The organism is Alteromonas profundi, from assembly GCF_010500865.1.
GTDB classification, from domain to species: domain Bacteria; phylum Pseudomonadota; class Gammaproteobacteria; order Enterobacterales; family Alteromonadaceae; genus Alteromonas; species Alteromonas profundi.
In genome coordinates this window covers 48,745-63,624 of sequence record NZ_JAAAWN010000010.1, presented here as the reverse complement: position 1 = coordinate 63,624, position 14,880 = coordinate 48,745, and the positions used below count along the sequence as shown (strand labels likewise).

The window sequence follows — 14,880 nt, the reverse complement described above, 5'->3', positions numbered from 1 at the left end:
CATCATAGTGGTAACACGCTCTTATAAAAGAACTCAAGTATTTCCCACCTAAACCATGCACTATGCTGGTTAATTGAGCTAAATTGACAATTAATTTCACACTGCGTAACGTGTGGATATCATTTTTCGTTAATAAGTTGTTATCGTGAATATAGAGCGCCACTTTGAAACTCACACAGTAGAAAATCAACCCGTCCCCCTCGCCCCATATAACTATTGGGCCAACGATCCTTTACTGAAACAGGCTGTGCGTGAAAGCGGTGTATCGGCGCCGCCCGATATTCTTGATAAATTTGGCGCCATAGCAGGCGCTAAGCTGGCAGAAGCTGGCGAGCACGCAAACAAGAATAAACCAGTATTCAACCCGTTTGATCGATATGGAAGGCGTATCAATAGTGTAACGTTTCACCCGAGTTATCATGAACTAATGGCCGAATCGATGAAGGCTAATGTGCACAATTATTCGTGGCAAAATTACCAGCAGCCCGGCGCCCATGTTATCCGTGCAGCACTGTTATTTATGCAATGCCAGGCAGATGCTGGTACTACCTGCCCCCTTACCATGACGCATGCTGCATACCCTGCGCTTAAACAGGGTAGCGCGCTCCCCGCCTATTGGGTAGATAAATTAGTTCACGGTAGTTATGACCCACGAGAGCTCCCTGCCAAAGATAAACATGGCATAACATTGGGTATGGGAATGACAGAAAAACAAGGGGGCTCAGACGTACGTACCAATACCACCACCGCCACAAAACAAGCTGATGGTAGCTACAGTATTGTGGGCCACAAATTCTTCTTTTCGGCGCCAATGAGCGATGCACACCTGATTCTCGCTCAAGCCGAAGGCGGGCTTAGCTGCTTTTTGCTTCCCCGGATACGCGAAGACGGTAGTTTAAATAAGGTACAAATACAGCGGTTAAAGGACAAGCTTGGCGACTGGAGTAATGCATCTTCGGAGGTAGAGTTTACCGGAGCAAACGCGTTTTTAGTGGGAAATGAAGGGCGCGGTATAGCGGTTATACTCGATATGGTTTCACTAACGAGGTTAGACTGCATGATTGGTTCTACTGCGATAATGCGCCAAGCGCTAGTACAAGCAACCTATCATGTAACCCATCGCGCCGCATTTGGTAAGCCTCTTATTGAGCAGCCGCTTATGCAGAATGTATTAGCCGATATGACGCTTGAATGGAGTGCGCACCTTGCCTTAACGATGCGAGTAGCGCAAGCCATTGATACAGCACCTAACAATGCGCAAGAAGCTGCATTTGCTCGTATTGCCACAGCCATTGGTAAGTATTGGGTGTGCAAGCGCGCACCAGTATTAATTAATGAAGCGCAAGAATGTTTAGGCGGCATAGGCTATGTAGAAGAAAATATCTTACCTAGGCTTTATCGCCAAGCCCCGTTGAATTCTATTTGGGAAGGCAGTGGTAATGTTCAGTGTTTGGATGTTTTACGAGCCTTAGTAAAAGAGCCCTCTACAAAAACGGCACTTTTTAGCGTCTTGGCGCAAGCAAAAGGGAAAAATACCCATTACGATCAGTTCTTAACTTCCCTGTCTAGCCAATTCGAAGATATGAATAACCTCGAAATACGCAGTCGTTTAATTACCGAACATACTGCACTAGCGCTTCAGGCAGCGTTACTTCTCACCCATTATGACCCAAAGCTGGCAGCGTCATTTTGCGAGACGCGACTAGGCCACCAGCATGGACATACGTTCGGTACACTGCCCGCGCATACCCCTTTTGAGCATATTATAACGCTTGGGCAGCTAACTAAATAAGGTCCCAAGCACACTGGGATTTATTTTTTAAGGTGGGGGGCGCAGGTGTCCGCCACCTTATCCGCATCAAAGATTTCAATCCAATAGCCATCGGGGTCTTTAATAAAGGCTATACCCTTCATAGAGCCATCGTTAAGGCCTTTTTGAAAAGGAACACCTAAGGATTCAAATCGTTTACAAGCAGCGTCTGCGTTAGGTACGTGAAAACCAATATGACCAAAGCCTTTCGGCTCACTATTACCATTGTGATAGTCTACGCTTTCGGCAGTATCTCCCCAATTATGGGTTAATTCCAACATCGCAGGACGACCAAACGTTTGCGCAGTCCGCTCGTTCTCGTCTTCGCTTATATCACTGAAATCATCACCTGCGGCAAGGAAATATAAACTAAACGCCATAGACTCGAAATCTAAACGCTTAATTAGCGTCATGCCCATAACCCGAGTATAAAAGTCTAAAGATCGCGCAGGATCGGCAATGCGTAGCATCGTTTGATTAAATACAAACCCTTCGGTAGCACTGTCTTTGTTTTCGCACAGTCCTTCTGCTTTTTCAAAATGTCGGCTCATTCATTCACTCCTTCAATTATCTGCTTTGTGATGAAATGGGGGTAAAAGGATAGCATCGCAACCTTTGATACACATCCAATAAAAAGACGTAAAAGCACCCCCTATAAAATACATCTACACCTTGCCCCATACTGATTTATTTGACTGTGTTTTCGCTTTATTTTTTCGTGCATGGGTAGCGGCTTTGGTTTTTTCTCTTAGTTGCTCTTTACTAAAAGCCGTGTTTTTCGCATCTGGACGGTATTTTTTAACCATACCTTGCAAAAGGTTTCGTACTACTTGGTCACCGGCCGCTTTATAGTTTCTGTGCTCAGGCTTTCGAAATAGAGCCGATAGTTCACTTTTACCTATTTGGAAGTTGGCAAGGTCGAGTATTTCAATCATATCTTCATCTTTGTAACTCATTGCAATACGAATTTTGCGCAACACTTCATTGTTGCTTAAACGTTCGCCAGCGCTCAGTACACGAGGTTCCTGCCCCTCTTGTTTACCACGGTTTTTTATAATTAAGCCATCGAGAAACAGTGCTATTATTTTATCTCTGCATGGCAGATAACCGTCTTCGTCCTCTTTTTTCATGATCGCGTGTAGATAAGGCAGCTCCATATCATAGTTTACTAGCTTAAAAATGCTGATAGCAGCGGTATCGTTGATAGCAAGCGCATAGCGAATGCGGCGAAGAACATCATTGTGAATCATAATAAATAGCCTTAATTAAGACGCAGACTGCGAACAAAGCATGACGAGTATTGCTTTAGTTTACCGCAGTTGTGAACATAGGGCTATTAACCCCTCATTCATGGCGAAACGCAGTCCCCCTTGCACTCTCTTTATTTCTCTACAATCTAGGGTTAAAAATAATGGGCATAGCGGGCAAAATCACGCTATCCTGTTAACCACGAACAGAGAAAAAAGAGCAGCGATGACAGCGGCACAGACGCTATCGATTCAACAAAATCTGACGATTCGCCTTTTACGTGTTTTAAGGTATAACAAAGCACGTATTGAGCGTGCATTAACCCTGTTGCCTAAAGCGCACCAACCGCTGTTTCATGCAATTCCGTTTTTGTTGCACGTAAATCATCCCGAACTACCTGGGTTCGTTGAGGATGAACACGTGCCATTTGGAATTAATAACTATTCTTTTCGCCAAAATATCGCTGAAGCATTAAACGCATGCTTTCCCGATAAAACTTCGCTATTTTCCGATATAAAATCAATTTGGCCCCGCCAACGTGCCATCGACGCTTTGGTATTAATGGGCAGCATTGGGTCAATTGCACAAACCGACCATTCAGACTTCGATTATTGGGTTTGCTTAGACGGCTCAAAGTTTAGCGCTGGCGCGTTAGAGAGTTTGCAGCAAAAGCTAAACGCAATTGAGCACTGGGCCGAGGCGCAATGGGGTATTGAAGTCCATTTCTTCCTATCTGAAATAGAAAACGTTCGAAATAATAAATTTGGTGAAGCAGATGGCGAAAGTTCAGGTTCCGCCCAAGCGCAATTTTTGAAAGCGGAGTTTTATCACACCAATATTGTGGTGGCTGGAAAAGCGCCATTTTGGTGGTTAACACCAGAAAAAACCAATGACAAACAGTATACTGCGCTCCGTGATACCTTAGAGGAAGGTGGCCAGCCCGACCTTAGCTGGTTTATGGATTTGGGAAACGTTGAGCGTGTCGATGAAAGTGAGCTTTTTGGTGCTGCCATTTGGCAGTTAAGTAAAGCGATGGATTCGCCTTTTAAATCACTGCTAAAAATAGCCAAGTTAGAAGTTTATTTGGCCAACATAGTAGAGGGGCAACCCTTATGCAACGTGTTAAAAAAACATGTCCACCGAGGGGCACAAGCGCCTGGTCAGGTAGCGATTATTGACCCTTATTCTTTGTTGTTTGATGAGTTAATAACCCACTACAAAAGAGAAGGCCAAGCAGAAGATGTTTTGTTATTACAACAATGTTTGTACCTCAAATGCGTAGGCAACCTAAGCCGACCGCTTAAACAAGGTGAGCCTGCCAACTTTAAACGAAAAATACTCTTTGCGTATGCTAAAAGCTGGGGTTGGTCTCGCAAACAGCTTTACCACCTAGATCATCCTAGCGAATGGAGCTTTCACGAGCGCGTTCAACTGAGTAGAAGAATTCACCGCTTCTTATTAAGATGCTACCGACGCATTTCCAGCCAACTTCGCCCTGATCAGCAAGTTATGGATGCCAAAGATATGACAGTACTCGGCCGGCGATTGAGTACCTTTTATGGCAAAAAAGAACACAAAATTGAGTTCCTACGAAGAGCCTTTGATGAAAACCTCTATTGTGAAAGCGTCACCGTTTCCCTGAAACAATTAAAAAATGGGGATGAAGTATGGACTGTGTATGCCGGTGATCAACTTAGCAAAAGTGGCATTACCAATTCAGCACAAAAGATTACGCAAGCGTCCAACGCTGTTGAGCTAATGCTATGGTGTGTATGTAGCCGTATTATCGATGCTAAAACCCGCGTATTACTTGACTACAATTCAGGTGAGATTAGTGAATTAGACTTAAATGATCTCGTTCGTCATTTGAGTAAGTATTTTCCCCCTGTCAAAGTCACGGCATTGCCGCGAAACGACCTTCTCGCCCCGTCAACGATTACCGCGTGTATGGCATTAGTTAATTTTCCTACCAACCGCCAAAAGTCTTCGGTAGAGCATATCTGTGTTATCTATACCACCTCGTGGGGTGAAACCTTTTTGCTTCATGGCCGCGATGTGTTAGACAACTTATGGCTCGACTTACAGCAACCGAGCCCCCCGCCCCCGTGCTATGTTTTTGTTCCTAGAGGCAGCCAACAAGCACGTATTCATGGTGAGTTTATCGATACCACCCCCATGTCGTTTTTGCTGCTTCATTAATGGCTAGGCGCAATATCGTAGCGGGGGTGAATAGCCCTTGTATAAATAACAAAACACATAAAAAGCTAAATATGCGTGAAAAAGAGAACAATACGCCACAGTACCCCATTAACCATGTGACTTATTTTTTCACCTTAGTATGCTAATAATCGTTTAAAACTTAATACTGGACTCTTTATGTTTTCACTTCCTCGCTTTGTTGCCGTCGTTCTCTGTGTAGCACTTGGTTTAACCCTATTGAGTTGCCAAAGCCCTCAGCCCTACTTCAAAACTCAAGGTGGGTACACCCTTAAAGGAGAGACTCGTAGCGATAGATTAACAGCCGAACAAATTATTACATCGCTTGATTTAACCGGACATGTAGAAGGCGGCTACTTTCGACAAACCTTTAAAGCAGACCATCGTCCAACTATACCTACTCAGCATGGAGATAGAGTCACGATGACCTCTATCTACTATCTATTAACCGCTAAGTCGCCCATTGGACATTTTCACATGAATCGGTCGGATATCATGCACTACTTTCACCTAGGAGACCCGATCACCTACTACTTAATAAACCAAGACGGTAGCGTAGAAACCCATATCCTGGGACCCGACCCTACAAAGGGCCATAAAATGCAAATGATCGTTAAAGGCGGCACGTGGAAAGCATCGAAAATTCCTACCACTGGCGCCTACGGCTACGGCTTAATAGGGGAAGCGGTAGCCCCAGGATTTGAATACACAGATATGCAGCTTGGCAAGCAAAGCCAACTATTACAACAATACCCACAGCATAGCGCACTTATAAAGCAATTAACCCGACCTTAAAAAAAGCCACGGTATTAGCGTTTAATTAACCATGGTGTGGCTTACGCCATGATACGTGTGAACATTATTTCACTGATATAAACAAAATGAGCGTAACTCAATAAGTGTAGATGTTTTAAAAACTGGTCTTCAAGACAGATGTTCAAAGGCCATTTACAGACTACTTTTATATTTCCCCGCTGTGGGGAATAAACAAAAGGAGTGAATTATGAAACAACTAACATGCAATGAAATCGGCCAAGTTTCAGGTGGCTGTGCCAAATATTGCTGGGGCGACTTTAGTACTGCCGGCTTAACTGCTTCTATGGTAGCGGGCGCCATTGGCGGCTTTAGAGGCGGCTTTGCTGCTATGGCCTTAGGGGCAATTTCAGGTGGCGTGGGCTACGCTGGAAGCAAAATAGGCGATAAGATGTCCGAACGCACCTACAGCTCAATATCGCCCCCTTCTTTTCAACAGTAAACAAAGGAGCTCACGCTCCTTCTCTAAGGGGGTTAATAATGTTTACCAACATAAAGAAGATTGTTAGCTATATTGTTTATGTGCTTTCAATCGCTATTATCAGTACTTTATTCATTCGTTTCATTAAGCGTATAACGACACTCAACGATACCATGGAGCTAATAATGATGGTGGGGGTTATTTGTATAGTCACACTGACGTTTACCGAATTTGCGATAAAGTTAAATCTATTTCCTTTAAAAAAACGACATCCCCCTTCCTAAAAGGGGGGAGAGTCTATATACCCTTTCCTTAATATCTCGGCAGATAGCCCTTATTCGCTAAAACACCTATAAAGCGTTTGCATATCCCCATACTCGCATCTACCCTCTTATTAAGTTCGCTTGAATAATCATGGTATTACTGAGCGATTATTCTATACAAGTAACCTAAGCGAAACATTGCGGCGAGTTCTAACAGTCAGGACAATGTGTAAACGCTAAATTGAAAGCAACGTATATTTTTTATGAAGGGAATTCGTCTCTATAGTCAATGGTGCAAGCCCACACTAACGAAAATAACGTAGGGTTAGAAAGCATTACCGAGCAATCAGATGAACAAATACGCTTGCTTGACTCGCTTAAAACCGCTGTAGGGCGCTTTGAGCTGGAATAAATAAGCACAACACACCCAGTGCTAGTGCTGTTAGGAGGACTATATTATACTGAACGCATCTTTTTATATTGTAGCCTAGTGTCTAATGACGTCTGATTATTCGAAGATCAAAGAGGAAAACGAGAAACTGAAACAGGAGCTTGAGCGTGTCCGCTACGAAAAGGACAAGTACAAGAAAATGTTTGATGTTTCCGCCGACGCCTTATCGATTATCGACTTGGAATCGGGAAGATTTATCGAATGTAACCGCTCAGCGATAGACATGCATGGTGTAGAGAGCAAAGAAAATTTCTTGAATCTTCGGCCATCGGATCTCTCGCCAACGTTTCAACCAAATGGACAACGCTCTGAGGCTCTCGCGGGCGAAAAAATTCATCAGGCTGTAAGCAAAGGTCCACAACTTTTTGAGTGGGTACACTCAAAATTAGATGGTTCTACTTTCCCCTGCCTCGTTTCTCTAACTGCCATTCAGGTAGGCAATAAATACCATGTGCTTGCGATAGGCAGAGATATCTCGATGCTGTCCGACGCCCAAAAGCAACTTGAAGATGCCCATGTTGAAGCACAAAGCTTTAAAAAAGCCTATCTACGTGAAAAGGAAAAATTTGAAAAGTTCGTCAACCTAGCGCCTGTGGGCATTGTTATAAACGAATTTGATACAGGTAAATTTGTTTATGTGAACAAGGAGTTTAGCAAATTTACAGGCTATAAAGTTGGGGAACTGAATAGCATGGATTATTGGCAATTAACACCTAAAAAATACGAAGCGGAAGAAGCTGAACAACTCGCCTCCTTAACCACGAAAAAACGCTACGGCCCGTACAAAAAAGAATATATCCACAATCAAGGGCATAAATTTCCTGTTCTGCTTTCTGGGATAAAAATTGAAGATGAGGATGGCAAAGAGTACATATGGTCTGTAGCCCAAGATATTACCGAACAACAAACCATAGAATCTGATTTGCGTAATGCCAAACAACTTGCCGAAAGTTCCAGTAAAGCGCGAAGCCAATTTTTATCTAACATGAGTCATGAAATTCGAACGCCCATTAATGGTATTTTAGGCACGTTGCAAATACTCCAACGAGATATTAGTGAAAATCAGCATAGCCGCCTCATTGGCAATGCTATTTTTTCCGCTAAATCCTTACTAAGAATTATAAACGACATTCTCGACTATTCAAAAATAGACGCCAATCAACTTGAACTTGAAACAGTAGAGTTAGCACTTGATAACATCATAGAATCGGTTGTGTCAGACTTTCTACCCGTAGCGCACAATAAAGACATTACTATCAAAACTGTTTTTGCACAGAATATGGCAAACCGCTGGTTAAGCGACCCTGTTAGGCTTAGACAGATACTCATAAACCTAGTGTCTAATGCGGTAAAATTCACTGATACAGGCAGCGTTACCATCAAGGTAAGTGAAGCATCAAACGAGGCTCAAAACGGAATTATTATTGCGGTGTCAGATACAGGAATTGGTATGTCTGAACATGCTTTAAGTCAGCTTTTTGAACGTTTTACCCAAGCAGATACATCCATTACACGTCGCTTCGGTGGTTCGGGGTTAGGTATGTCCATTACCCACAACTTAGTGACCCTAATGGGAGGCTACATTCGGGTAGCTAGTTCAGAAGGAAACGGTACTAAATTTCTCGTTTATTTACCTATAGAGAAAGCCGCTACCCAAGTTTCCTATAGGCATGACGAAGGCCTTGCTTTTGAAACACCTAACCTCGCTGGAAAATGCATTTTGGTAGCAGAAGACAATATGATTAATCAGGAAATCGTAAAGTCTATGCTAGAAAAAACCAATGCCGATTTACACTTTGCAGAAAATGGTAGGGTTGCGGTAGATATGTTTAACAAGGTGGCTCCTGATATCGTATTAATGGATATACAGATGCCAGTGATGGACGGTAAACAAGCATTTCACCTTATACGCGAAATAGACGCGGTAGTACCCATAGTCGCGACTACCGCTAATGTTATGACAGAGGATGTCAAAGAATATCAAGCCCTAGGTTTTTCGGGGTACTTAAGTAAACCCTTCGATCTGTCTTCATTTTATCGCTACCTAGATGAAAAATTAAACAACTGAGTGGGACGTTCGTCTGCTCCCCCTTTTTCTTCCCCCCCAATCTTATAAAAGTAATCTGACAGGCGCATTGTTACGTAATTTTAAGCGGATAGCCGTAATCGCATGAGCTGTTATCTGTACCATTATTAACGTTTCATGAATTATTTATTAAATTTATTTGACACTCTAAAAACAACCCTTAGACTGCGCTTTTTCACCACGAGTCTGTGTGTTTTATGGGAGCCTTATGAGAACATTTTTTACAGCGGGGATGATTTCTAGTGCGCTATTAGTGGGCATAGCTGGATCACCTGCGAGTGTTAGTGCGAACGAACTCGACGCTGATATGTCATATAAAAAGGGGTTTACCTTTCAGACCACTGATAATCGCTATAAGATGCAAATTCAAGCGCGTATTCAAGCACGCATTGCTACACCCTCGGATAGCCAACCCACTTCACTTGAAGATTATCTTAACTATTCTAAAGGTGATGAAGAGATAGGTATTAACCGAGCACGGCTAAAGATAAAGGGCCACGCCTATCAACCTTGGTTAAAATTCGCCCTCGAATATGACTTGGATGGCAGTCGTTTATTATCGTATACCGTGAACGTAGAGAAAAACGACGGGTTAAAATTTAAAACGGGCCAGTGGAAATTTGAATATTCTAGAGAGCGCAGCGTGAGTAGCGGCGGACAACAAATGTTAGATCGCTCAATAATCAATCGAATTTTCACTATCGATCGTCAACAAGGCGCGGCAATTTACGGTAATCTAGGCAGCCAACATATTCCCAACGTAAGTTATTGGTTGGGCGTAGGTACAGGTAACGGCTTAGGTAGCAATAAAAATGACGGCGGTGCGCCTCTTTATTACGGGCGCGTGCAATGGAATATAGCCGGAGAAGACTTTGGCTTTAATGCCAGCGACCTTACTTTTTCTAAATCGCTGAATGCATCCATGGCTATAAGTTTTTCAACAAACGAGAGTGCGTTTACTCGCTTTTCCTCTTCCGGCGGCGGGCAATTAGAAAGCTTCGAAGAGGGTATAGATAATCAATACGAGATTGATCAGCATAATATTGATTTTGCATTGATGTACCGTGGTTTGAGTGCTCAAGGAGAGTTTCATAAAAAAAATATCTCAGATAGCGCGGGCGTACAAAATACAGATACAGAATATACCGGCTACTACGTGCAAGCGGGGTATCTAGGACACGCGCGTTTTAATTGGTGGCCGAAGCCGTTAGAGATAGCCTTACGCTACGCTACCTATGAAGAAGTAGACAATACAAATGATGAGCGACACGTTGAAAAAGCCCTCGCTGCAAACTGGTTTTTCAATGGTCATCGCAATAAACTCACCGCTGATATTACTCAGTTTGATATTGAGCAGGCTACCTTAGCTACTGTAGATGAGACTCGCTTTCGAGTACAGTGGGACGTCACGTTTTAACGCTAACGTTTTAAACAAAAAAATCCGATGATTAGTTAATCATCGGATTTTTTGTTTGCCTAACATCATCCATCTAAGGAAGGACATTACTCCTGTCTGGAGCCAAATTCGCAGCTAGTGGTGCGCTAGAAGTTTTTTCTTCTTCTCAATTTTACAATCGAAAATACGTTGCGCGTTTTTACGGCCAACATATGCAGCTACTGCGTATGGGTGCTTGGGTTTGAAACATTTTGTGATTGCTTTTAGCATAATAAGCCCCCTTGGTTATTTTTTCACTTTTTAATGATACCCTATTTCTTTTTTATGAACAAGTGGTTTTATTACTTATTCAGTACCACAGAAAGGTGAAAGGCTTAGCGGCCAAATATCGCGCCCGCTCTAGGCCGTCATAACTTCTTCAAAAAGAGCGGAAAACTGTTCCAGCCCTTCCCTTAAGTGCGCTTCATCAATAGTCAAAGGTGGCAGAAAACGGATGACATTGCCATAAAAGCCGCACGCTAGCAGAATTAATCCATAGTCGAGAGCCTTGCTAATAATGGCTTTAGTGAGCTGGGGGTTAGGTTGACTGGGCTCTCCATGTTGCATTAATTCTATCGCAATCATCGCACCGTGCCCTCGCACCTCTGCAATCACGTCTGGGTAACGAGATTTAAGCGCATTTAAAGATTCTTTAAACTGGCGTTCTATCATCATAGCCCGATTGCAAAGGTTTTCCCTATGAATGATATCGAGAACCGCCAACCCTGCTACGCAACCTAAGGGAGAGCCGCCATAAGTGCCCCCTAGCCCCCCTATAGGCGCGCTATCCATAACATCCGCCTTACCTACAACCGCGGAAAGTGGAATACCCCCAGCGATACCTTTCGCCATGGTTATTAGATCGGGTTCTATACCTGCGGCTTGCGTATAGAACATGCGTCCTGTGCGTGCAAAGCCACTTTGAATTTCATCACATATGAGCAAAATGTCATGCTCATCGCATAGTGCGCGTAGTGCTTGCAAAAACGCGGGGGAAGCCACGTAAAATCCGCCTTCTCCCTGAATAGGTTCAATAATAATAGCCGCCACATCCTTAGGCGAAATATCTACTTTCATCAGCGTAGATAACGCAGCCAAGCTTTGCTTTTCAGATATACCGTGCAGGGTATTTGGAAAAGGCGCGTGATAAATATCACCAGCAAATGGGCCAAAATGATCTTTATAAGGTGTTACCTTTCCGGTAAGCCCCATGGTTAAATTCGTTCTGCCGTGAAAACCGCCATTAAAGGCAATAATGCCTCGACGCCCTGTGTACGCCCGCGCGACCTTTACCGCGTTTTCTACTGCTTCTGCCCCTGTAGTAACAAACATGGCCTTTTTAGCGCTATCCCCCGGAGCAAGCTCTACCAGTTTTTCTGCCAGCGCAACCGCGCTTTCATAGGGATTAATCATGACACAGCTATGGCTGAACTTCTCCATTTGCCCGGTAACTGCCTCAACGATATCAGGGTGGGCGTGACCGGTATTACATACCGCTATGCCGGTACCAAAATCGAGGTAACGATTACCTTCTACATCCCATAGCTCTGCGTTTTTTCCATGGGAAACATAGACGGGATACAAATTACCCTGCCCTTTGGCGAAAACCGTTTGCTTGCGTTGTTGAAGAGAAATATTTGTCGCCATATTAGTAGCCTCCTATGCAGCGATATTGAATGGATAAATAGTCATCTAAACCGTACTTAGAACCTTCTCGACCGAAGCCGGAATGCTTAACGCCGCCAAAAGGAGCCGCTGGGTTTGAGATAGCCGCCTCGTTAATGCCCACCATGCCATAGTCGAGTTGATCTGGAACTCGCTTCATACGTGTGTAATCGTTAGTAAAAATATAAGCCGCTAGGCCATATTCAGTTTGATTAGCCAAACTTACCGCGTGGGCTTCGTCATTAAAGGGAATTACGGTTACCACCGGGCCGAATATTTCTTGACCAAAAATAGCCATTTCTGCTGTTATGTCGGTCAATATAGTGGGGGGGTAGAATGCGCTGCCTGTCCATTCTTGGCCGAAATGTTTAGATGCGCCTTCAGCGAGTGCTTTTACCACTAACGTGTTTACTTTTTCTGCCGCGTGAATACCGATAAGTGGCCCTATATCAGCCCCGTTCAAGCCATTACCTATACTAAGCGTTGCTACTTTGTGCATCAGCGCACTAACAAATTTATCGTGCACACTCCGATGCACCAAAAAGCGGTTGGCACACACACAGGTTTGCCCGGCATTTCGAAACTTTGCCAGCATAGCTGCACTCACCGCAGCGTCAATATCAGCATCTTCAAACACAATAAAAGGGGCGTTGCCTCCTAGCTCCATGGACACCCGCTTAACTGTTGGTGCGCAGTCCTGTATAAGTTGCTGTCCCACCCTTGTGGAGCCTGTAAAAGAAAATTTCGCAACGCGCTCTGATTGCGTTAGCACTTTGCCGAGCGCTTTTGCGTCTGTCCCTACCACAATATTTAACACGCCCGCAGGGATCCCCGCATCTTGCGCTAACTTTGCCATTGCAAGTGCGCTAAGCGGGGTTTCTGCTGCCGGGCGCCCCACAAAGGCGCACCCGGCAGCTAAGGCCGCGGCAGCCTTTCGCGCAATCATTGCGTTAGGAAAATTCCAAGGAGTTATGGCGCCAACAACGCCTACGGGCTTTTTCACTACCTGAATGTGTTGTGTACTGTTTACTCCCGCGCAAACATCGCCATCGATACGTTCAGCCTCTCCTGCAAACCAACGTATATACCCAGCACCATAGTCAATTTCTCCTTTTGCTTCGCTAAGGGGCTTGCCTTGTTCCATTGTCAGAAGCTGCGCCAACGCATCTCTATGTTCTATCAACTTTTCATACCACGCCATAAGTAAGCGAGCCCGCTCAAGGCCACTGGTATATCGCCAAGAATCAAATGCAACACTTGCATGGCTTATAGCCATTTCCATATCCGATACTTGTGCGTTGGCAAGCGAGGCTAATTGCTCGCCCGTGGCTTTATCAAAAATAGAGAACCTAGTATCACTGTGTAACCATTCACCATTGACCAAAGAGCCCGGCATGATGAAATCTTGATATGTGTTTCCCATAGCAATTCCTATTTATTTATCAATAAAGCTATTGAATCAGGGTTGATAACATCGTTAAATAACAAACATTCAACCTTTAGTTTGATGGAATAAAACTTTTGAAGATAGCGGGAAGGGCAATAACTGAATACGATTTAAAGCTACTGAAAGTCTTTAAATCGGTGGTAGAGAATAATGGCTTTGCCGCAGCGGAAAACGAGCTTGGCATTACGCGCTCAACAATCAGTGTGCATATGAGCAACCTTGAGTCGCGCATGGGACTAACGCTTTGCCATCGAGGGCGAGGTGGCTTTGTACTTACTCCTGACGGGCAAAGTGTTTACCAGGCCTGTTTAACTCTATTTGCAGCACTGGGCGACTTTTCTCATGCTGTATCGCAAATAAGCGATGACATTCGCGGCCCTCTGGTTATTTTTCACGCAGACGTGCTTGATCATGCCCGACATCGCCTACTCGCTGACACGATAGACTCCTTGCTCAAGCAAGCGCCTGAACTCACTATTACCTTAGATGGTGATCGTATAGAAAACATTGAGCAGGCACTACTTAAAGACAAAGCGCACGTAGGTATATTTCCGGGCTATAGAAAAATGGCGGGGTTATCGTATAGCGACACACTTAATGAGCCCATTTATCTTTGCTGTGCCCGGGGCCACCCTCTGTTTAGCATAAGTGATGAAGATATTAACGATACGCTGGTGGCTCAATACCCGGCCGTTGTCCCCGGGGTTGAAATAAGTCAGCAGGGGCGGGAGCAATTAAAAAAACTCACCCATGGTGCCCATGCCTATCAATTCGATTCGCGAAAGGCGTTGATAGCGTCAGGTAGATATATTGGCTACCTACCCGGTAGTTACGTACACAACGAGGTACAAAGTCATACCTTTAGGCTTATATGCCCTACACGCTATCAATATAACTTTGCCCAGTCGCTGGTACATAAACAGGTACCGGCTGAGCCGAAAAAAGTGGCGTTATTTACACGTATATTTAACCAGCATATCCAGCAAAGCGATACTTGGAAAGCTAGTACCTAGCCCTTGTGCAA

At 44.2% G+C, this 14,880-nt stretch carries 10 protein-coding genes and 1 pseudogene; 7 read left to right on the top strand and 4 right to left on the bottom strand.

Annotated elements, in window-relative coordinates:
• The first annotated feature begins 145 nt into the window (after positions 1-145).
• On the top strand, positions 146-1,792 hold the full coding sequence (locus tag GTH32_RS09245) for an isovaleryl-CoA dehydrogenase (RefSeq protein WP_425482366.1): 1,647 nt from the start codon (positions 146-148) through the stop codon (positions 1,790-1,792).
• 20 nt (positions 1,793-1,812) lie between these two features.
• On the opposite strand, the gene gloA is transcribed toward GTH32_RS09245, so the two are convergent.
• On the bottom strand, positions 1,813-2,361 hold the full coding sequence (gloA, locus tag GTH32_RS09240; protein ID WP_163084998.1) for a lactoylglutathione lyase: 549 nt from the start codon (positions 2,359-2,361) through the stop codon (positions 1,813-1,815).
• Positions 2,362-2,475: 114 nt separating this feature from the next.
• Positions 2,476-3,060, bottom strand: a complete 585-nt coding sequence (locus tag GTH32_RS09235; RefSeq protein WP_163084996.1) for a YehS family protein — start codon at positions 3,058-3,060, stop codon at positions 2,476-2,478.
• Between the two features lie 223 nt (positions 3,061-3,283).
• Between GTH32_RS09235 and GTH32_RS09230 the strand changes: the two genes are divergently transcribed.
• From GTH32_RS09230 to GTH32_RS09210, 5 genes and pseudogenes are all read left to right on the top strand, one after another.
• The gene (locus tag GTH32_RS09230) at positions 3,284-5,257 is read left to right on the top strand and encodes a class I adenylate cyclase (RefSeq protein WP_163084994.1); all 1,974 of its coding nucleotides are present in this window, start codon (positions 3,284-3,286) and stop codon (positions 5,255-5,257) included.
• A 312-nt stretch (positions 5,258-5,569) separates the two neighbouring features.
• Positions 5,570-6,070 (top strand): annotated as a pseudogene (locus GTH32_RS09225) (cupin domain-containing protein); the annotation flags it as partial.
• 208 nt (positions 6,071-6,278) lie between these two features.
• The gene (locus tag GTH32_RS09220) at positions 6,279-6,530 is read left to right on the top strand and encodes a hypothetical protein (RefSeq protein WP_163084990.1); all 252 of its coding nucleotides are present in this window, start codon (positions 6,279-6,281) and stop codon (positions 6,528-6,530) included.
• Between the two features lie 739 nt (positions 6,531-7,269).
• Positions 7,270-9,291, top strand: a complete 2,022-nt coding sequence (locus tag GTH32_RS09215) for a PAS domain-containing hybrid sensor histidine kinase/response regulator (protein WP_163084988.1) — start codon at positions 7,270-7,272, stop codon at positions 9,289-9,291.
• 226 nt (positions 9,292-9,517) lie between these two features.
• Complete coding sequence (locus tag GTH32_RS09210) at positions 9,518-10,726, top strand: porin (protein ID WP_163084986.1); 1,209 nt, start codon at positions 9,518-9,520, stop codon at positions 10,724-10,726.
• Between the two features lie 378 nt (positions 10,727-11,104).
• Here the strand turns inward: GTH32_RS09210 and gabT are convergent, their stop codons facing one another.
• Complete coding sequence (gene gabT, locus GTH32_RS09205) at positions 11,105-12,391, bottom strand: 4-aminobutyrate--2-oxoglutarate transaminase (RefSeq protein WP_163084984.1); 1,287 nt, start codon at positions 12,389-12,391, stop codon at positions 11,105-11,107.
• A 1-nt stretch (position 12,392) separates the two neighbouring features.
• The gene (locus GTH32_RS09200; protein ID WP_163084982.1) at positions 12,393-13,832 is read right to left on the bottom strand and encodes an NAD-dependent succinate-semialdehyde dehydrogenase; all 1,440 of its coding nucleotides are present in this window, start codon (positions 13,830-13,832) and stop codon (positions 12,393-12,395) included.
• A gap of 98 nt (positions 13,833-13,930) precedes the next feature.
• Here GTH32_RS09200 and GTH32_RS09195 point away from each other — a divergent pair, with 98 nt between their 5' ends.
• Positions 13,931-14,869, top strand: coding sequence for a LysR family transcriptional regulator (locus GTH32_RS09195; RefSeq protein WP_163084981.1), 939 nt, complete (start codon positions 13,931-13,933; stop codon positions 14,867-14,869).
• The last annotated feature ends 11 nt before the right edge of the window (positions 14,870-14,880 follow it).